The sequence below is a fragment of the Streptomyces sp. R21 genome, from assembly GCF_041051975.1.
In the GTDB taxonomy this organism is placed as follows: Bacteria; Actinomycetota; Actinomycetes; order Streptomycetales; family Streptomycetaceae; genus Streptomyces.
The window spans coordinates 5867204-5886937 of record NZ_CP163435.1; the positions used below are offsets into that span (position 1 = coordinate 5867204).

Below are 19734 nucleotides of genomic sequence, written 5' to 3' on the forward strand. Positions count from 1 at the left end.
GTGGCAACCGCGGGTAACCCCGGGTCAGTGCCCGTCCGCTCCGGCGGCCCCGTCCGCCCGTTCCGCCAGCCGCCACAGCTCCCCGCGCAGCCGCGCCACCTCGTCCCCGCTCAGCCCGGTCGCGGCCAGCAGCGCGCCCGGCACGCCCGCCGCGCGCTCGCGCAGCTCCTCGCCGCGCCCGGTGACCGCGACGAGCACCGACCGCTCGTCGTGCGCCGACCGCTCGCGGCGCACGAGACCGGCCGACTCCAGGCGCTTGAGCAGCGGCGACACCGTGCCGTAGTCGAGGCGCAGGGCCCCGGCCAGCTCCTTGACCGTGGTCTCGCCGCGCTCCCACAGGACGAGGAGGACCAGATACTGCGGGTAGGTCAGGCCGAGTTCGTCGAGGAGCGGACGGTAGGCGGCGGTCACGGCGCGCTGGGCCGCGTACAGCGCGAAGCACAGCTGCTCGTCGAGCAGCAGTGACCCGGCCGGGGTCTCGGGAGTGCTCGTGCCCGTCTCTTCGTTCGTCACGCGCCCATTGTCACGGAGCGCGGGTCGAACCCGAAGGGCAGCTCCAGGCGGTGAGCCCGCATCAGCTCCTCGTCCGAGAGCAGTTCCCCGGTCCTCCCGTCGGCGGCGATCACGCCCTCGCTGAGGATCAGGGAGCGGGGGCACAGCTCCAGGGCGTACGGCAGGTCGTGCGTGACCATCAGCACGGTGACGTCCAACGAGCGCAGGATGTCGGCGAGTTCGCGGCGCGAGGCGGGATCGAGGTTGGAGGACGGCTCGTCGAGGACGAGGATCTCCGGCTCCATCGCGAGCACCGTCGCGACCGCGACCCGGCGCCGCTGGCCGAAGGAGAGGTGGTGCGGCGGGCGGTCCTTGAACTCCGCCATGCCGACCTGGTTGAGGGCCTTGTCGACCCGGGCTTCCAGCTCGGGGCCCCTGAGCCCGGCGGCCGCGGGCCCGAACGCCACGTCCTCGCGCACCGTCGGCATGAAGAGCTGGTCGTCGGGGTCCTGGAAGACGATGCCGACCTTGCGCCGGATCTCCGCCATGTGCTGCTTGCCGACGGGCAGTCCGGCGACCTCCACCGTCCCGGCGCCGCCGGTCAGGATGCCGTTGAGGTGCAGGACGAGGGTGGTCTTGCCGGCGCCGTTCGGCCCGAGCAGCGCGACGCGTTCACCGCGCCCGACGGTGAAGTCGACGCCGAAGAGCGCCTGGTGCCCGTCGGGGTAGGCGAAGGCGAGCCCGGAAACTTCCAAGGAGAGGGTCACAGTGTCCATCCCAGCAGACATACGACAAGGGCGGCGAACGGCAGGGCGAGGGCGTAGGACCACTGGGCCCGGTCCGCGGTCACCTCGTCGATCACCGGCATCGAACCGGCGTACCCCCGGCTGACCATGGCCAGATGCACCCGCTCCCCGCGCTCGTAGGAGCGGATGAAGAGCGCGCCCGCCGACTTGGCGAGGACGCCCCAGTGCCGGACCCCGCTCGCCTCGAACCCCCGCGACTCCCGCGCGATCCGCATCCGCCGCATCTCGTCGGTGATGACATCGCCGTAGCGGATCATGAAGGACGCGATCTGCACGAGGAGCGGCGGGAGCTTCAACCGCTGGAGCCCGAGGAGCAGTTCGCGCAGTTCGGTGGTGGAGGCGAGCAGGACGGAGGCGGCGACGCCGAGGGTGCCCTTCGCGAGGACGTTCCAGGCGCCCCACAGGCCGTTGACGCTCAGCGAGAGGCCCAGCACATCCACCCGCTCGCCCTCCGCGACGAACGGCATCAGCACCGCGAAGGCCACGAACGGGACCTCGATCAGCAGCCGTTTGAGCAGGAAGGGGGCCGGGACGCGGGCCTGGTGGGCGACGACCGCGAGCAGCGCCGCGTACAGCGCGAACGCCCACATCGCCTCGCGCGGTGTGGAGACGACCACGACGACGAAGGCGAAGGCGGCCGCCAGCTTGGTGTGCGGCGGCAGGGCGTGCACCGGCGAGTGCCCGTGCCGGTAGAGCTTGTGCGCGTGGCCGGCCGCCATGTCAGACGCCTTCGGGCAGGGACGCCGGGGAGGTGGCGTTCGTACGGCGCCTGCGGACGGCCCAGAAGATCCCGCTGCCGGCGACGACGGTGGCGCCGACGCCGATCACGCCCGCGAGACCGCCGGAGAGCCGGGCGTCGGCGATGTCCTTGACGCCGTATCCGGCGAGCGGGGAGTCCTCGGTGTGGTGCTTCTTCGTGTTCTGGTCGATGCCCTGGTCCTTGGCGACCTTCTCCAGGCCGTCGGGGCTGGCGGAGGCGTAGAAGCTGACGACGCCCGCGAGGAGGAGGGAGGCGGCGAGGCCGGTGAGCCACACCTTGCGGTGCGAGGAGCGGGCGGCGACGGGTACGGCCGTCGGCGCGTCGATCAGTTCGCCGCCGACGCGCAGCTTGAGGCGCTGCTGCAACCCCCGGGCGCCGTACACGAGATCGGGCCGTACGGCGATGACGGCGCCGACGGTGAGGGCGGTGATCGTGGCCTCTCCGATGCCGATCAGGACGTGCACGCCGATCATGGCGGTGGCGACCTTGCCGATCGACACGTCGGTGGTGCCGCCGACCGCGTAGATGAAGGTGAAGCAGACGGCCGCGGCGGGCACGGAGAGCAGCGCGGAGACGAACGCGGCGGCGGTGATGGACCGTCGCCCGCGCGGAAGCACCTTCACCAGGCCGCGGAAGACGGCGTAGGACACGACCGTCGTCACGATCGCCATGTCCGTGATGTTCACGCCGAGCGCGGTGAGGCCGCCGTCCGCGAAGAGGATGCCCTGCATCAACAGGACCACGGAGACGCAGAGGACGCCGGTGTAGGGGCCCACGAGGATCGCCGCCAGCGCGCCGCCGAGCAGATGGCCGCTGGTCCCGGCGGCGACCGGGAAGTTCAGCATCTGCACGGCGAAGATGAAGGCGGCGACGAGTCCGGCGAGCGGGGCGGTCTTCTCGTCCAGCTCGCGTCGGGCGCCCTTGAGGGACACGGCGACGGCACCGGCGGCGACCGCCCCGGTGATCGCGGAGACCGGGGCGTTGATGAATCCGTCAGGCACATGCACCGTTCGATGATAGTGCCTTGTTGCGAACAGCTTGCAAGAGCATCCGCTGATGAATAGCGGCCGTTGCTGTTCGGGGCGGGTGCGGAGGCGGATTCGAGGGAATGTGCGACATTGGAGAAGCGGGCGGATTCACATCCTCCGCACAGGTTACGCAGCGTAAGGAGTCGGCATATGTCCGCCGTCGAACAGTACGCACGCGCCCATATCGTCACGGACACCGCGGACTCCGTCGACGACGAACGACGAGCCGTCCCCGTCGCCCTGCGCTACGACCCCGAGACCGACCCCCGCCAGGTGCACTTCACACTCCCCGGCCCGCACGAGTGGGTCTTCAACCGCGAGCTCCTCGAACAGGGGCTGCGGGCCCCCGTCACCAGCGGCGACGTCCGCGTCTGGCCGTGCGGGCGCGTGCTGGCGGTCCTGGAGTTCCACTCCGCCCACGGGGTGGCGGTCGTGCAGTTCGAGTCGAAGGCGCTGGTCCGCTTCCTCCGCCGTACGTACACGGCCGCCGGCACGCCTGTGGCGCACTGAGCCGTCAGCTCCCGGCTCTCAGCTTCCGGCCTTCAGCTTCCGGCCTTCAGCTCCCGGCCTTCAGCAGGGCCGCGACGATCGGGCCCGCCGAGTCGCCGCCGTGGCCGCCGGCCTGCACGACGCCCGCCGCCGCCAGGTCGCCCTTCCACGCGGTGAACCAGCCGTTCGGCTTCTTCTGGCCGTCGACCTCCGCCGAGCCGGTCTTCGCACCGTCGTCCGGGCCGAGGCCCGCCATCGCCTCCGCCGCCGTGCCCGCCGCCGCCGTGTACTGCAGGACCTCCCGCAGCTGGCCCTGGGTCGAGGACGACATCGTGCGGGTCGCCTTCGCGAGCGAGCGGCCGTCCACCGACGGGGACACCAGGTAGGGCTGGTGGAACACGCCGGTCTTCGCCGTCGAGACCACCGACGCCATGTTCAGCGGGTTCATGCGCACCGCGCCCTGGCCGATGAGCGAGGCCGCCATCTGCGCGTCGCTCTGCACGGGCACCGAGCCGTCGAAGGACGGGACGCCGATGGCCCAGTTGTTCATGCTCAGGCCGTAGATCCGCTGGGCCGTGGCCGTGAGGTCGGAGTCCTTCAGTTTCTTCGCCTGGCTGATGAAGGCCGTGTTGCAGGACCGGGCGAAGCTGCCCTTGAACGTGCCGCCCTTGATCTCGAAGTCGTCGTCGTTGTGGAACTTCCAGCCGCCGTACTTCACGGTCTTGGGGCACGGGTGCGCCTTGTCCGCCTTCGCCAGGTTCTTCTCGAACAGCAGCGTCGACGTCACGATCTTCATCGTGGAGCCCGGCGCGAGCGAGCCCTGGAACGCCGTGTTGAAGCCGTGCGACTGGTTGGCGACGGCGAGGATCTCACCCGTCGAGGGGCGCATGACCACGACCGACGAGCGCGCCTTCGTCAGCACCCGCTGCTCGGCCTTCGCCTGGAGGGACGGGCTCAACGTCGTCTTCACGGTGCCGGGCGTGCCCTCGCTCAGCGTCAGCAGCGTCTTGTCGGGGGTCTTGTCCGCCCCCTTCTTCGCCGCCTTGCGCACCACCCGCAGCTCGATGCCCGCGGCGCCGCCGGCCTTCTTGCCGTACTTCTCGCGCAGCCCGTCCAGGACGGTGCCGAGGGAGGGGTACTTGGCCGCCGTCAGCTCGCCGCCGTCCCGGTCCAGGGCCTTGACCGGGGGTGTGCCCGACTCGCCGGTCACCAGGCGGTCGCCCTCGGCGAGATCCGGGTGCACCACCGAGGGCCGCCAACTCACCAGCGGCACACCGTCCTTGGCGCGCCGCACGACGGTCAGCCTCGACTCGTACGCGAGCGGCTTGCTCTTGCCCTTGTAGGTGACCGTCCCCTTGACCGAGAAGGGGACGGTGGCGCCCTTGCGGGTGCCGCCGGTGAGGGTGACGCCGGTGATGTGCGCGTCCTTGGTGTAGCCGGTCAGGGCCTTGGCCGCCGCGGCGGAGTCGTCCGTGGCGGCGGCGGCCTGCGTGACCCTGCCCTGCTGCCAGGCGGTGAGGAAGGCCGTGGAGGTGGTGCGGATCTCGGTCGCCGACACGGGGCCCGTCTTCACGGACTTGTGGTCGGCCGTCGCCGAGGTGCGGTCCTCGGCCGCGGCGCCGTCCCCGCCGTAGAGCGTGTAGGCGCCGAGCGCCCCGCCCACGGCGACGACGCCGACCAGCCCGATCACGAGCGGACCGCGCTTACTGCGCTGCTTGTCGCGCTCGGCGACGCGCCTTCTCTTGCCCACAGCTCCGGATCCTCCGTGATGGTTCCCCTGGCGCCCCCCGGGTGCCCTCACGCTTCACAACGAGAGGCACCACCCTAGGGTCCCGGTGTGACACGGGTGACTTCAGCCACCTGTTCGTAGCACAGCCGCGACAATCGGCCCCGCCGCGTCGCCGCCGTGGCCGCCCTCCTCGGTCATCGCCGCGGCCGCGATGTCGTTCCGGTAGCCGGCGAACCAGCTGTTGGACTTCGCGTGGCCGTCGACCTCGGCGGAGCCGGTCTTCGCGCCGATGTCCCCGCCGAGCCCGGCCATGACCTGCGAAGCGGTGCCGCTGGTCGCGGTCAGCCGCATCATCGACTTCAGCTGCGCGACCGTGTTCGCCGACAGGCCGCGTGCGGTGGCGAGTTGGCGGTCGTCCAGCTTCCGGGACACGATCACCGGCTGGTGGAAGGTGCCGGTGATCGCGGTCGCCGTCACCGACGCCATGTTCAGCGGGTTCATCTGGACGTCGCCCTGGCCGATCGCGTTGGCCGCGCGGTTCGGGCCCCCGGAGGCGGGCACCTTGCCGTCGAAGGACGCGATGCCGGTCTTCCAGTTGTTCTGGCCCAGTCCGAACCGCTCCTGCGCCTCGTCGGTCAGCGACGCGTCGTTAAGCGGATGCGCCTTGGTGCCGTCGATGAGTTTCACGAAGGCCGTGTTGCAGGACCGGGCGAAGCTGTTGGCGAGCGTCGCGCCCTCGTTGGGCCGCATGTTCGTGAGGTTGTGGAAGGTCTGGCTCTGCCAGGTCGCGGTCTCGGGGCAGGGCGCCGGGCCGCTCATCGACGCGACACCGTTGTCGATGAGCATCGCCGAGGTGATGATCTTCATCGTGGAGCCCGGCGCCAGCGTCCCCTGGAACGCCGCGTTGAACCCGTCCGTGCGGTGGTTGGCCACGGCCAGCACCTCGCCGGTGCTCGGCTTCACCGCGACCACCGACGACTCGTCGTACTCCGTGACCGCCTTCTCCGCGGCGGCCTGCGCGCTCGCGCTGAGCGTGGTGCGCAGCTTGCCCGCCCGGCCCTTGGCGAGGGTCACCAGCGTCGTGTCGGGCGCGCTCTCGGCCGCCCGCCGGATCGCCAGCTCGATGCCGGGCGTACCGCCCGCCGTGTCGCCGTACTTGTCGCGCAACTGGTCCAGGATCGGCCCCAGCGACGGGTACTTCTCCTTGGTCAGTACGACACCGTCCCGGTCCACGGCCTCGATCGGCGGGCTCGCCGCCTCGCCGGTGAACAGCGTGTCGTCCCTGCGCAGGTCCGGATGGACCACGGACGGCTGCCAGTCCACCAGCGGAGCGCCGTTGCTGTTCCCGCGCACGATGTTCAGTTCGGAGTCGTACGCCAGGGGCTTGCTCTTCCCGTCGTACGACACCTTCGCCTCGACGGCGTAGGACACGGTCGCGCCGATGATCGTGTGCGTCCTGATCTTCACGTGGGTGATGTGCGCGTCGGTGCCGTAGGCGGTCAGGAGCTTCTCGGCGGCTTCCGGGAAGTTCGTGTATCCCGCGGCCGCGGCCGGCTGGTCCTTCTCCCAGGCCGCGAAGAACTTGCCGGTGGTGTCCTTGACCTCGTCCTTCGACACCGGCCCGGTCTTCTTCGTCACGGACGACCCCGCGGCCCCCGACCCCCCGCCGTCACCGCTGATCGCGGTCACCACGTTGTACGCGCCGTATCCGGCGCCCCCCACCATCACGGCGAACACCGTGCCGACGATGGCGGCCTTTGCCCCCTTGCGCATCGCGCGCTTCCCTCCCCGTGGGCCCCTCCCCGAACTTCTGAACGCGTTCAGAAAGGTTGGTCTGCACCGCACTGTATGCGGAGGGAGTGACCCTTGGGGCAAGCGTTTTCCGAATCGTTAGCCCCGGCCGTCAGGCCCCATGTCAGACCCAGGTGTCCAGCCACATACGGGATCGCCAGGAATCGATGGGAATGGCCGTTCCGGTGTAGAGCGGCCAGAAGTAGATGAAGTTCCACGCGATCAGCAGCACCAGGACGCCCGCGCCCGCGGCGCCCACCACCCGGCGGCGTTCGCCGGAGCCGGGCGGGCCGAGGATCGCGCCGATCAGCATCGCCACGGCCAGGCACAGGAACGGCACGAAGACGACCGCGTAGAAATAGAAGATCGTCCGCTCCTGGTACATGAACCAGGGCAGATAGCCGGCCGCGACGCCGCACGCGATCGCGCCCGCGCGCCAGTCGCGGCGGAAGGCCCAGCGCCACAGCACGTAGAGGACCGCGAAGCAGGCCGCCCACCACAGCAGCGGGGTGCCGATCGCCAGCACCTCGCGGGCGCACTTCTCGCCCGCGTCGACCGGGCAGCCGTCCTTGCCGGGGGCCGGGGACTCGTAGAAGTACGACACCGGGCGGCCGTCGACGATCCAGCTCCACGGGTTCGACTGGTACGTGTGCGGCGACGAGAGGCCGACATGGAACTTGTACACCTCGTGCTCGTAGTGCCACAGGCTGCGCAGCCAGTCCGGCAGGAACGTCCAGTGGCCGCCCTTGCCGTCGATCGCGGCCCAGTTGCGGTAGTAGCCGCCGCTGCCGTTGGTCGGGGAGAGGATCCAGCCGATCCAGGAGACCAGGTAGACGGCGACCGCGACCGGCACGGTGGACAGGAAGGCCAGGCCCGTGTCGCGCTTGAGGACGGCCGTGTACGGGTGCCGGGCGCCGGCGACCCGGCGCGCGCCCACGTCCCACAGGACCGCCATCACGCAGAACGCGGCCAGGATGTACAGCGCGTTCCACTTGGTGCCCAGCGCCAGGCCCAGCATCAGACCGGCCGCCCAGCGCCAGGGGCGCCAGCCGAGGCGGGTCGTCTCGGCGATGTGCGGGTCCGGGCGTACGACACCGTCCGCGTCGGCGGGCAGCGCCGCCGCGAGCCGGGCGCGCGCCCGGTCGCGGTCGACGACCAGGCAGCCGAAGGCCGCGAGCACGAAGAACATCAGTACGCCGTCGAGCAGCGCGGTGCGGCTCATCACGAAGTGCAGGCCGTCCACCGCCATCAGCGCGCCCGCCAGACAGCCCAGGAACGTCGAGCGGAAGAGCCTGCGGCCGATCCGGCACAGCAGCAGCACGGAGAGCGTGCCGAGCACCGCCGTCATGAACCGCCAGCCGAACGGGTTGAACCCGAAGATCCACTCACCGAGCCCGATCACGTACTTGCCGACCGGCGGGTGCACGACATACGCGGCGTCGCCGGTGGGGCTGACCTGGCTGCCGCCCTGCAGCACCAGGTCGTTGGCGTCCTTGGCCCAGTTGGTCTCGAACCCGCGGTGGATGAGCGCCCAGGCGTCCTTGGCGTAGTACGTCTCGTCGAATATCACCGCCTTCGGGCTGCCCAGGTGCCAGAACCGCATCAGCCCGGCCATCAGCGTCACGAGCAGCGGGCCGCCCCACGCCGACCAGCGCGTGATGCGCTCGGCCACCTCGTGGCGCAGGCCGAGCATGGCCCAGATGCGCGGGCTCGGCTCGGCGTACGGCGGCACGAGTCGGTCACGCACGTCGCTTCTGGGCGGGGCCGTGTATCCGAAGCGGCGCAGCCGCTGCTGCCACGACGGCCGCTGCTCATCGGCGGCCTGGCCCTGCAGGGTGTCCGTGGAGGACGCGGTACTGGTCACCGCGCCATCGTAGGGAACACGTCTGTGGGAGTCCCGTGCCTGGGCCCTGCGAGGATGGAACCGTGACAGGAACCAGCCCTACCGCAACCAGCCCGGCCGGAATCCTCGTGCTCGCGGGCACGCCCATCGGTGACGTGGCGGACGCGCCGCCCCGGCTCGCCCAGGAGCTGGCCGGCGCCGACGTCGTCGCCGCCGAGGACACCCGGCGGCTCAGGCGCCTCACCCAGGCGCTCGGGGTGCAGACCTCGGGGCGCGTGGTGTCGTACTTCGAGGGCAACGAGTCCGCGCGCACCCCCGAGCTGGTCGACGCGCTGCTCGCCGGCTCGCGTGTGCTCCTGGTCACGGACGCCGGGATGCCGTCCGTCTCCGACCCCGGGTACCGGCTGGTCGCGGCCGCCGTCGAGAAGGACATCAAGGTCACCGCCGTACCCGGTCCGTCCGCGGTGCTGACCGCGCTGGCCCTGTCCGGGCTGCCCGTCGACCGGTTCTGCTTCGAGGGGTTCCTGCCGCGGAAGGCCGGCGAGCGGCTGTCGCGGCTGAAGGAGGTCGCCGAGGAGCGGCGGACCCTCGTCTACTTCGAGGCGCCTCATCGGCTCGACGACACCCTCGCCGCGATGGCCGAGGCGTTCGGGACGGAGCGGCGGGCCGCCGTCTGCCGCGAGCTGACGAAGACGTACGAGGAGGTCAAGCGGGGGCCGCTGGGCGAACTCGCCGAGTGGGCCGCGGAGGGCGTGCGCGGGGAGATCACCGTCGTCGTCGAGGGCGCCCCCGAGAAGGGCGCCGGGGAACTCGACGCCGACGAGCTGGTGCGCAGGGTGCAGGTGCGCGAGGAGGCGGGGGAGCGGCGCAAGGAGGCCATCGCCGCCGTCGCCGCGGAGGCGGGGCTTCCCAAGAGGGACGTCTTCGATGCCGTCGTCGCCGCCAAAAACGCCGCCCGCACCGCCCCATAAGCGGGCAAAGGAGTACGGTGAAAGGCAAAGCTCAGGCCTGGGACCAGGGGCGTTGCGACAAGGAAAGACCAAATCGCATCCAACACTCGACAGGCCTGATGCGTATCTGCCGGTAGAAGCGTCCACTGGTTGAAGGGACGCACCCGTCCCTCGCCTCCGCTCCGGCGGGGGTGCTGTCCAGCGGACAGAGGAGCTGGCATGAGCGAGATCGCAGGGCAGACCGGCCGCACCGCCGCGGCCACCGCCATAGTTCACGAGTCGTATTCCTTCGCCTGCATGCGCTGTGGGCACGGCTGGGAGCAGTCGTACGAGATCGAGCACCACCGCGACGCCGAAGGCAGCGAGTTCGTGACGTACGTGGCGGACGGACGGGTCGTGCCCTCCCCGCTGAGCCGGCCCTCCTGCCTGAACTGCGACAGCCATGTCGTGCGCATCATGCGGCCCGGGCAGGTGTCCTCCGCGCTGAAGTCGCTGCATCAGCCTCGTCAGGGGTCGGCCGGGCACAAGCCCGAGGAGGCCGGAGGGGCCTCGGAGGGCGGGGAGCAGCACCACTGGCATCTGTCCGACCTGCTGCATCCCTTCCATCACCGCAAGGCGGGCTGACCGGTCCGGAGGATCTCCTCCGGTAGTCGGTAGTCGGTAGGCGCCTCCGGGAGTCGGGTGGGCATGCCCCGTTCGTAGGATCGGGGTATGCCTTCGAACGACCGCGACAAGAACGACGCGCCTCCGCTTCCGGAGCCGCTCCGTGTGCCCGTCGCCGACTCCCACACCCACCTGGACATGCAGTCCGGCACCGTCGAGGACGCCCTCGCCAAGGCCGCGTCGGTCGGTGTCACCACGGTCGTGCAGGTCGGCTGCGACCTCGCAGGGTCGCGCTGGGCGGCCGAGACCGCGGCGGCCTACGACGCCGTCCACGCGACCGTCGCCCTGCACCCCAACGAAGCACCGCGCATCGTGCACGGGGACCCCGACGGATGGTCCCGGCAGGGCGCGCGCGAGCCCGGCGGGGACGCCGCGCTCGACGAGGCGCTCGCCGAGATCGACCGGCTGGCCGCGCTGGAGCAGGTCAAGGGCGTCGGCGAGACCGGGCTCGACTACTTCCGCACCGGGCCCGAGGGCAAGGCCGCCCAGGAGCGGTCCTTCCGGGCCCACATCGAGATCGCCAAACGGCACGGCAAGGCCCTGGTCATCCACGACCGCGACGCCCACACCGACGTCCTGCGCGTCCTCAAGGAAGAGGGCGCCCCCGAGCGGACCGTCTTCCACTGCTACTCCGGCGACGCCGCCATGGCCGAGATCTGCGCCCGCGCCGGGTACTTCATGTCCTTCGCCGGCAACATGACCTTCAAGAACGCCCAGCCGCTGCGGGACGCGCTCGCCGTGGCCCCGCTGGAACTCCTCCTCGTGGAGACCGACGCGCCCTTCCTGACGCCCGCGCCGTACCGCGGACGGCCCAACGCGCCCTATCTCATTCCGGTCACGGTGCGGGCCATGGCCGCGGTGCGGGGTGTGGGGGAGGACGCGCTGGCGGAGGCCGTCGCGGCCAACACGGCCCGCGCGTTCGATTACTGACGAATAACGCTTCCAGGCGTTTCCCGGGGGCGCGCGGCCGGACAGTGTCGCAACACAGCGTGGCCGCGTTGCTTTGGAGAGTGACGACCTCTCCGCTAGGTTCTGGTCGCCCTCGCCCCGATCCCTCCCTGGAGCGTCGTCGTGAGCAACTCGCAGTACGAGACGTATGAGCCGTACGCGGCGCATGAGCCGTACGAGCCGTACGGGAGTTCTGAGCCGTCGTCCCGGGACACGTACCGGCCCTCGTACGAGGCGTGGGCGGGGGCGGGCGCGGGGGCGGCCGAGGCGGAGGCCGCGACCGAGCCCCTGCTGCCCCGGCAGGGGGCCGCGGGGGACACCCTCCCGCAGGAGGCCGGTGGGCGGACCGCCGTGCCGCGGGTGACTCGGCGGAAGCGGCCCCCCGAGCGGCCCGACCCCCTGCGGCGGCTGCTCCCCCAGGCCCTCGTCGTCGCCTTTCTCGCCGGCGGCACCTCCGCCTTCGTCGCCAACGACAAGGCCATCGAGCTGAGTGTCGACGGGAAGCCGCGCACGCTGCACACCTTCGCCGACGACGTGACCGAACTTCTCGCCGACGAGGGCGTGCGCGTGGGGGCGCACGACATCGTGGCGCCCGCCCCCGGTACCGCCCTCGCCAGCGGTGACGAGGTCGCCGTCCGCTACGGACGGCCCGTCCACCTCACCCTCGACGGGCAGCGGCGCCAGGTGTGGACCACCGCGCACACCGTGGACGGGGCGCTCAGGCAGCTCGGGGTGCGTGCGGAGGGCGCGTACGTGTCGACCTCGCGCTCCCAGCCGATCGGGCGCGCCGGGCTCGCCCTCGACGTCCGCACCGAGCGGACCGTCACCGTCATGGCCGACGGGCGGGCCCGCACCATCCGCACCAACGCCGCGACCGTTCGCGAGGCCGTCGACGAGGCCGGGATCACCCTCCACGGGCAGGACACCACGTCCGTCGCGCCCGGGAGCTTTCCGCGCGACGGGCAGACCGTCACCGTCATGCGGGTCACCGGGTCGAAGGAGGTTCGCGAGGAGCCGATTCCGTTCGATGTGCAGCGCTCCGACGACTCCTCGCTGTTCCGCGGGACCGAGGTCGTCGAGCAGGCCGGGCAGGCGGGGGTGCGGCGGGTGACGTTGTCGCTGCGGACCGTCAACGGCGTCAAGCAGAAGCCGAAGCGGATCCGGTCCGAGGTGGTGCGGGAGCCCCGTACGCAGATCGTGAAGGTCGGCACCAAGCCCATGCCGACGTCCGTCCAGGGCGCCGACCATCTGAACTGGTCCGGGCTCGCCGCCTGCGAGTCCGGCGGGCGGGCGGGGGCCGTCGACCCCTCCGGCACCTACGGCGGCCTCTACCAGTTCGACACCCACACCTGGCACAGCCTCGGCGGCTCCGGCCGCCCGCAGGACGCCCCGGCCGCCGAACAGACCCTCCGCGCGAAGAAGCTGTACGTGCGGCGGGGGGCGAGTCCTTGGCCGCATTGCGGGGGGCAGCTTCACGGGTGACGTTCGCGTTTGCTGGCGTCGGCGCCTTTCGCAGGGGGTGCGGTGGGTGGGTCGGGGCCGTGCCGGTACGTTCTGCCCGTCGCCGCGTGGGCGTACTGCCCGGGGGTTGCATACGGCGGGACTTGGCGGGCGGTCTGCTACGCGACGGGCAGGAACGTACCGGCACGGCCCCTTGCGTGCGTACGCGACTGCGGGTGCGTGGTCGTCCTCCCTGCGGGCAGTCGTGCCGCTGGGGCGGCACGGGTGGGCGCAGGCGTCGCCTCGTAAGCGCCGAGTTGCGCGACCCACCCCCGCCCAGCACCCACGCCGGGTGACTGTTCGAACAAAGAGTGACCGGGGTTTGCCCACCCGCCCCGGGCGCCCCCTGCTCAGGGGGTGCCCGGGGCGGTGGTGGCCCCGCGCGGTGGGATGCGCCCCGTACCCTGGTGGGGTGACCAGCCCCACCCCCGACGCCCTCCTGGGCCCCGCCGATGTCCGCGAACTCGCGGGTGCCCTCGGCGTGCGGCCCACCAAGCAGCGCGGCCAGAACTTTGTGATCGATGCGAACACCGTGCGGCGTATCGTGCGGACCGCCGAGGTGCGGCCCGACGATGTGGTGGTGGAGGTGGGCCCCGGACTCGGGTCGCTGACGCTCGCCCTGCTGGAGGTCGCCGACCGCGTCGTCGCCGTCGAGATCGACGACGTACTGGCGGGGGCGCTGCCCGCGACCGTCGCCGCGCGGATGCCCGGGCGGGCCGAGCGGTTCGCGCTGGTGCACTCCGACGCCATGCACGTGCAGGAGCTGCCGGGCCCCGCGCCCACCGCGCTCGTCGCCAACCTGCCGTACAACGTCGCCGTACCCGTGCTGCTGCACATGCTGGAGACCTTCCCCAGCATCGAGCGCACGCTCGTGATGGTGCAGGCCGAGGTCGCCGACCGGCTCGCCGCCCCGCCGGGCTCGAAGGTCTACGGCGTTCCCTCGGTGAAGGCCAACTGGTACGCCGAGGTGAAGCGGGCCGGATCCATCGGGCGGACCGTCTTCTGGCCCGCCCCGAACGTCGACAGCGGGCTTGTCTCGCTGGTGCGGCGGGAGGAGCCGATCAAGACCACCGCGTCGAGGCGGGAGGTTTTCGCTGTTGTCGATGCTGCTTTCGCGCAGCGCAGGAAGACCCTGCGGGCCGCCCTTGCCGGGTGGGCCGGGTCCGCTCCGGCTGCGGAGGCCGCGCTTGTTGCCGCCGGGGTCTCGCCGCAGGCTCGCGGGGAGTCGCTGACGGTCGAGGAGTTCGCCCGTATCGCCGAGAACAAGGAGCCGGCCCAGTCGTGACGGTGAGCGTGCGCGTTCCCGCCAAGGTCAATGTCCAGCTCGCGGTGGGCGCCGCCCGCCCCGACGGGTTCCACGACCTGGCCAATGTCTTTCTCGCCGTGGGGCTCTACGACGAGGTCACGGTGAGTGCCTCGGGGGGTGGGCTGCGGGTCACCTGCTCCGGGGCCGACGCCGGGCAGGTGCCGCTTGATCGTACGAACCTTGCCGCCCGGGCCGCCGAAGCGCTGGCCTCGCGGTATGGGCTGGTGCCTGATGTGCACATTCATATCGCCAAGGACATTCCCGTCGCGGGTGGGATGGCCGGTGGCAGTGCCGACGGTGCCGGTGCGTTGGTCGCCTGTGACGCGTTGTGGGGGACGGGCGCCTCCCGGGATGAACTGCTCGACATCTGCGCCGAGTTGGGCAGCGATGTGCCGTTCAGTCTGGTGGGTGGGGCCGCGCTGGGGGTCGGGCGCGGGGAGCAGCTGAGGACGCTTGAGGTCGGTGGGGCCTTCCACTGGGTGTTCGCCATGGCCGAGCGCGGCTTGTCCACTCCGGCTGTTTTCCGCGAGTTCGATCGGCTGAGTGCCGGGGTGCGGGTTCCCGAGCCCGTCGCCTCGCAGGAGTTGATCGAGGCTCTGGCCAAGGGGGATGCGTCCGCCCTTGCCGGTGCAGTGTCCAACGACCTTCAGCCCGCTGCCCTTTCGCTCTTCCCGGAGCTGGCGGAGACGCTGTCGGTGGGGCGCGGCGCCGGCGCCCTTGCCACGCTGGTTTCCGGGTCCGGGCCCACCACCGCCTTCCTCGCGGAGAACGCCGAGGCCGCGGAGCACGTCGCCGAGGTGCTGCTCGCCTCCGGGAGCTGCCGGGCCGCGCGGGTCACCGAAGGGCCCGCTTCCGGCGCCACCGTGCTGTAAGAGGGCGTACTCAGACGTGAGTTGAGTACGTGCGCGCTGATGTCCGGGCGGGGGCCGGCGCGAACGTACCTTCATGGGATCAAGCGTTCGTGACCTCGCCGCGGCCACGCCTGCCTCGCGTGACAAGTACATCGACCTGCTGCGGGTCGCCTCGCTCGGCACGGTGGTGCTCGGGCACTGGCTGATGGCCGCCGTGACCGTCGGGGGCGACGGGAAGGTCGAGGTCGGCAATCTGCTCGCCGTACGGCCCGGGCTTCAACTGCTCACCTGGGTACTGCAGATCATGCCCGTGTTCTTCTTCGTCGGCGGGTTCTCGCACGCCCTGTCCTACCGCTCGCTCCGGAAGAAGGCGGGCGGGACGTCTGTGTACTCCGCCTTTCTGCGGGCGCGGCTGCAGCGGTTGCTGCGGCCGACCGTCGTCTTCGTGGGGGTCTGGGGGGCTGCTGCCGTACTGCTCGAACTGGGAGGCGGCGGTGGCGGGTTGATCGATGTCTCGTTGCGGTTGGTCGCCCAGCCGTTGTGGTTCATCGGGATCTATCTGGCGATGGTGGCTTTCACACCGCCGCTGCTGCGGCTTCATGAGCGGTACGGGTGGGGGGCCTTCGGGGGGCTCGTGGCCGGTGCCGGGTGTGTGGATGTGCTGCGGTTCGTGGTGGGGGTTTCCTATGTGGAGTTCCTGAACTTCGCATTCGTCTGGCTCGCGGTGCATCAGCTGGGGTTCCTGCGGGCCGACGGGAAGCTGCGGATGCCGGGTGTGATGGCGGGGTGCGGGGTTGCCGGGGCCGTGCTGCTCGTGGCTTACGGGCCCTATCCGTTGTCGATGGTCGGGATGCCCGGCGAGAAGATCTCCAACATGGCGCCGCCCAGCTTCGCGCTGCTGTGCCATGGGGTCTGGCTGGTCGGTGCGGTGGAGCTGTTGCGGGGGCCGGCGACCCGGTGGCTTCGGCGGCCTCGGGTGTGGCGTGCGGTCGTTGTCGCGGGCGGGGTGTCCATGACCGCCTTCTTGTGGCACCTCACCGCGATGCTCGGGGTGTACGGGGCGCTGCTCGCGCTGGATGTGCCGCTGCCCGAGCCCGGGAGCGGGGGCTGGTGGGCGCAGGTGCCGGTACGGGTGGTCGTCGCCGCGGCGCTCACCGGGGTGCTGGTGGGTGCGTTTCGGGGGTTTGAACGGCCCGGGGCGGGCGGGGAGTCGAGGGTGCCCTCCGGGGGCGCGGGGGCGGTCGCCGCGCTCGGGGTCACGCTCTGTCTCTTCGGGGTGCTGGGGCTCTCCACGGTCGGCTTCGGAGGGATCCTCGAAGGGCGCAGCGCGATGCTCGTCGCCGTACGCGTGACCGCTCCGGTGGCCGTCGCGATGACGCTCGTGGGATGGCTGCTCGTGGAGCGGGCCGGGCGGGGGCGGCGGGTGGTTGCCGGGGAGCGGGAGCGCGCACATTCTGCATAAATATGCAGGTCAGATGTAACCTACGCCACAGTAATTTAATTCTCATCTATTTCCCTCAAGATCCCTTTTTGAGCGCTCTGCCCCTCAGTCGGTGCTGGCATGATCAGCTCTCCCCGGTCTCCTGTTACCGGCGGTATTTCCGTGCGCGCGGGTCTGCCCGCGCGACGGGTGAGAGGGGTTCCCCATGGGACACATGGACCACTTCAGCGCCGGATGGGTCACTCCCGTCCTCTCCTATCTGATGGCCTGCGTCGGCTCCGCGCTCGGACTGCGATGCACCGTCCGGGCACTCGAGTCCGACGGCGCCTCCCGGCGCAACTGGCTGCTGCTGGCCTCGATCGCCATCGGCTCCGGCATCTGGACCATGCACTTCATCGCGATGATGGGCTTCAGCGTCGACGGGACACCGATCCGCTACGACGTCCCGCTGACCGCCCTCAGCCTGCTCATGTCCGTCGGTGTCGTCGCCGCCGGTGTCTTCACCGCCGGATACGGGCGCTCCCGCGTGACCTCGGTCGCCCTCGGCGGCCTCGGCACCGGCCTCGGCGTCGCCGCCATGCACTACACCGGCATGGCCGCGCTCAACCTGCACGGCACGGTGCACTACGACCCCGCGCTCGTCGTCGCCTCCGTCGTGATCGCGGTCGTCGCCGCGACCGCCGCGCTCACCCTCACCCTCATCGTGCGCGGACCCGTGCTGGCCACCGTCGCCGCGCTCGTCATGGGGATCGCGGTCAGCAGCATGCACTACACCGCGATGTACGCCGTCAGCATCAGCCTCGCGCCCAGCAGCGCCGCCCTGTCCGGAGCCACGGCCACCGAGTTCATCTTCCCGCTCGCCGTCGTGCTCGGCTCCTTCCTCTTCCTGGCCTCCGCGTACGTCGCCCTGTCGCCCACCGGCAAGCGGCACGAGTCGGCCGCCGCCGCCGAACTCCTGCGCCAGGTCGAGCTGTCCACCGCCTGAGCCGCCGCACGGCCGTCGGCGCCGCGTCCCCGTCTACCTCTCCCGCCGCCTGTCCGTGAGGCGCCGCAGGGCCTTCTCCTTCCCCCACTTTCCTCCCTGTTCCTCCCTGTTCCTCCCTGTTCCCCCCTGAACTTTCCTCCCTGAACGAGGTCCCCCCACATGCGTGTCCTCCGCACGCCCGACCGGCTGCGCCCCAGATCGGTCCGGGCGAAGATCGTCTCCCTGCTCATGCTCCCCATCGTGTCCCTGATGGCGCTGTGGGGCTTCGCCGCCGTGACCACGGCCTCCAGCATCGGAGACCTGGAGCGCGCCAAGGACGTCAACGCCGAACTCCTCGCCCCGGTCGGCGACTTCGTCACCGCGCTGCAGGGCGAGCGCACCGCCACCCTGCGGTACGCGGCCGCGCCCCGCACCCGCGACCTCGCCGGCCTCAAGGCTGCGCGGACCGCCACCGACAAGGCCGCCGCCGAACTCCTCGACGGCGTCAACGCCTCCAGCTCCGACGCCGAACTCCTCGACTCCGGGCTGCCCGCCCGCCTGGACAGCCTCGAATCCGACGCGGGCGGCCTGCCGACCCTGCGCGCGACGGTGACGCAGCAGGGAACGGCGCCCTCGGCCGCGTACACCCAGTACTCGGCGATCATCGAGCACGGCTTCTCCGTCGCCGGCGCGCTCACCGGCGAGAAGACCACCGACGCGACCTCCGAGGCCCGCGTCGTCCTCGAACTCTCCCGCGCCCGCGAGGCCGTCGCCCAGGAACAGGCGCTGCTCGCCGCAGGTCGCGCCGCCGGAACCCTGACCAAGGACCAGTACGCGCTCTTCGTCGGCTCCGTCGCCACCCAGCGCGAGCTGCTGAAGCCCGCGGTCGCCGACCTGAAGGCCGCGCACCGGGCGCCGTACGACACCCTGCTGAGCAGCGACGGTTACCGGCAGCTCCAGGCCGTCGAGAACCGGGTGCGCAGCGCCGGGCCCGGCACCTCGGCCGTGTCCGCCGGGCTCCTCACCGGCTGGGACGGTGCCGTCACCGGCGTACTCAAGGCACTGACCAGGGCCGAGGCCGGAGCCGGAACCGCCGCCGCGGCCAAGGCGGACCCCTTCGGCTGGGACACCCTCGGCGCGTCCGGCGTCGCCGTGGTCCTCGGACTCGTCGGCGTACTGCTCTCGCTGCTAGTCTCCGTCCTCGTCGGGCGCGGCCTCATCGTCGAACTGCTCGACCTGCGCAACTCCGCGCTCGAAGTCGCCGGACGCCGGCTGCCGCAGGCCATGCGGCGGCTGCACGCCGGGCAGGGCGTCGACATCGACGCCGAGGCGCCCATGCGAAGGCTCGTCGGCGACGAGCTGGCCCAGGTGGGCACCGCCCTGACCGCCGTGCAGCGGGCCGCCCTCAAGGCCGCCTCCGAGCGCGCCGAGCTGCTCAGCGGGATCTCCGGCGTCTATGTGAGCCTCGCGCGCCGCAGCCAGGTCCTGCTGCACCGCCAGCTCGACCTGCTCGCCACCATGGAGCAGCGCCAGCGCGAGCCCGGCGAGCTGCACGACCTCTACCGCGTCGACTACCTCGCCACCCGTATGCGCCGGCACTCCGAGAGCCTCCTCATCCTGTCCGGGATCGCCCCCGGGCGCGGCTGGCGCACGCCGATCGCGCTCGCGGACGTGCTGCGCGCCGCCGTCGCCGAGATCGAGGACGCCACCCGCGTGCAGATCTGGGCCGTACCGCGGGTCTCCGTCGCCGGCGGTTCCGTGGCCGACGTCATCCACCTCCTCGCCGAGCTGGTCGAGAACGCCGCCGCCTTCTCGCCGCCCAGCACCAAGGTCCAGCTGCGCGCCGCCCGGCTGCGCGACGGCGTCCTGGTCGAGGTCGAGGACAGCGGCTTCGGCATGAACGAGGAAGCGATGGCCGACGCCAACCGGAAGCTCCAGGCCTCCCGGGTCGACCTCCTCGACGCCAAGCAGATCGGTCTCTTCGTGGTGAACCGCCTCGCCGAACGCCAGGGCCTGCGGGTCGAGCTCCGGGCGTCGGGGAGCGGCGGCGTGGCGGCGGCCGTGTTCCTCCCGGAGGGGCTGCTGCGGGACGACATGCCGGTGGGGGAGGGGCGGGGGCTGGCTCCGGCGTCGGCGCTGATACCGCAGCAGCGCGGGTTCTAGCCCGTACGGC

The 19734-nt window shown here is 71.5% G+C and carries 17 protein-coding genes; 10 read left to right on the forward strand and 7 right to left on the reverse strand.

The genetic code is table 11. From position 1 onward, the window contains the following. Nucleotides 1-24: 24 nt before the first annotated feature. Genes AB5J56_RS26340 through AB5J56_RS26355 form a run of 4 tightly spaced genes read right to left on the reverse strand, consistent with a single transcriptional unit; the run spans nucleotide 25 to nucleotide 3065 of the window. Complete coding sequence (locus AB5J56_RS26340) at nucleotides 25-513, reverse strand: MarR family winged helix-turn-helix transcriptional regulator (RefSeq protein WP_369235618.1); 489 nt, start codon at nucleotides 511-513, stop codon at nucleotides 25-27. Then, entirely contained in the window at nucleotides 510-1268 is a 759-nt protein-coding gene (locus tag AB5J56_RS26345) for an energy-coupling factor ABC transporter ATP-binding protein (protein WP_369235620.1), read from the reverse strand. Before AB5J56_RS26345 ends, AB5J56_RS26340 begins: the two co-directional genes overlap by 4 nt. Next, nucleotides 1256-2017 carry a cobalt ECF transporter T component CbiQ gene (gene cbiQ, locus AB5J56_RS26350; protein ID WP_369235622.1) on the reverse strand — a complete coding sequence of 254 codons (762 nt, stop codon included), beginning with the start codon at nucleotides 2015-2017 and terminating at the stop codon, nucleotides 1256-1258. Before cbiQ ends, AB5J56_RS26345 begins: the two co-directional genes overlap by 13 nt. A 1-nt stretch (nucleotide 2018) precedes the next feature. Beyond that, nucleotides 2019-3065, reverse strand: coding sequence for an energy-coupling factor ABC transporter permease (locus tag AB5J56_RS26355; RefSeq protein WP_369235624.1), 1047 nt, complete (start codon nucleotides 3063-3065; stop codon nucleotides 2019-2021). A 171-nt stretch (nucleotides 3066-3236) separates the two neighbouring features. Here AB5J56_RS26355 and AB5J56_RS26360 point away from each other — a divergent pair, with 171 nt between their 5' ends. Next, entirely contained in the window at nucleotides 3237-3596 is a 360-nt protein-coding gene (locus AB5J56_RS26360; protein ID WP_369235626.1) for an SsgA family sporulation/cell division regulator, read from the forward strand. 46 nt (nucleotides 3597-3642) lie between these two features. Here AB5J56_RS26360 and AB5J56_RS26365 read toward each other — a convergent pair whose 3' ends face one another. The 3 genes from AB5J56_RS26365 to AB5J56_RS26375 all read right to left on the reverse strand — a co-directional run bounded on the left by AB5J56_RS26365 (nucleotide 3643) and on the right by AB5J56_RS26375 (nucleotide 8959). Next, complete coding sequence (locus AB5J56_RS26365; protein WP_369235628.1) at nucleotides 3643-5325, reverse strand: penicillin-binding transpeptidase domain-containing protein; 1683 nt, start codon at nucleotides 5323-5325, stop codon at nucleotides 3643-3645. Between the two features lie 102 nt (nucleotides 5326-5427). After that, nucleotides 5428-7077, reverse strand: coding sequence for a penicillin-binding transpeptidase domain-containing protein (locus AB5J56_RS26370; protein WP_369235630.1), 1650 nt, complete (start codon nucleotides 7075-7077; stop codon nucleotides 5428-5430). Between the two features lie 142 nt (nucleotides 7078-7219). After that, nucleotides 7220-8959: a dolichyl-phosphate-mannose--protein mannosyltransferase gene (locus AB5J56_RS26375; protein ID WP_369235632.1), complete on the reverse strand. Its 1740-nt coding sequence runs from the start codon at nucleotides 8957-8959 to the stop codon at nucleotides 7220-7222. Between the two features lie 62 nt (nucleotides 8960-9021). On the opposite strand from AB5J56_RS26375, the gene rsmI reads away from it, so the two are divergent. The 9 genes from rsmI to AB5J56_RS26420 all read left to right on the forward strand — a co-directional run bounded on the left by rsmI (nucleotide 9022) and on the right by AB5J56_RS26420 (nucleotide 19724). Beyond that, entirely contained in the window at nucleotides 9022-9909 is an 888-nt protein-coding gene (gene rsmI / locus AB5J56_RS26380) for a 16S rRNA (cytidine(1402)-2'-O)-methyltransferase (protein WP_369235634.1), read from the forward strand. A 198-nt stretch (nucleotides 9910-10107) separates the two neighbouring features. After that, entirely contained in the window at nucleotides 10108-10512 is a 405-nt protein-coding gene (locus tag AB5J56_RS26385) for a hypothetical protein (RefSeq protein ID WP_369235636.1), read from the forward strand. 87 nt (nucleotides 10513-10599) lie between these two features. Next, nucleotides 10600-11481, forward strand: coding sequence for a TatD family hydrolase (locus AB5J56_RS26390; protein WP_369235638.1), 882 nt, complete (start codon nucleotides 10600-10602; stop codon nucleotides 11479-11481). Between the two features lie 141 nt (nucleotides 11482-11622). Next, on the forward strand, nucleotides 11623-12981 hold the full coding sequence (locus tag AB5J56_RS26395; protein WP_369235640.1) for a ubiquitin-like domain-containing protein: 1359 nt from the start codon (nucleotides 11623-11625) through the stop codon (nucleotides 12979-12981). Between the two features lie 430 nt (nucleotides 12982-13411). Then, nucleotides 13412-14284, forward strand: a complete 873-nt coding sequence (gene rsmA, locus AB5J56_RS26400) for a 16S rRNA (adenine(1518)-N(6)/adenine(1519)-N(6))-dimethyltransferase RsmA (RefSeq protein WP_369235642.1) — start codon at nucleotides 13412-13414, stop codon at nucleotides 14282-14284. Then, nucleotides 14281-15177 (forward strand): 4-(cytidine 5'-diphospho)-2-C-methyl-D-erythritol kinase, encoded by an 897-nt coding sequence (locus AB5J56_RS26405; RefSeq protein ID WP_369235644.1) that lies wholly within the window; start codon nucleotides 14281-14283, stop codon nucleotides 15175-15177. Before rsmA ends, AB5J56_RS26405 begins: the two co-directional genes overlap by 4 nt. Nucleotides 15178-15250: 73 nt before the next feature. Beyond that, complete coding sequence (locus AB5J56_RS26410; RefSeq protein ID WP_369235646.1) at nucleotides 15251-16618, forward strand: acyltransferase; 1368 nt, start codon at nucleotides 15251-15253, stop codon at nucleotides 16616-16618. A 184-nt stretch (nucleotides 16619-16802) separates the two neighbouring features. Then, nucleotides 16803-17582, forward strand: a complete 780-nt coding sequence (locus tag AB5J56_RS26415) for an MHYT domain-containing protein (protein ID WP_369235648.1) — start codon at nucleotides 16803-16805, stop codon at nucleotides 17580-17582. A gap of 159 nt (nucleotides 17583-17741) precedes the next feature. Beyond that, complete coding sequence (locus AB5J56_RS26420) at nucleotides 17742-19724, forward strand: nitrate- and nitrite sensing domain-containing protein (RefSeq protein WP_369235650.1); 1983 nt, start codon at nucleotides 17742-17744, stop codon at nucleotides 19722-19724. Nucleotides 19725-19734: the final 10 nt, after the last annotated feature.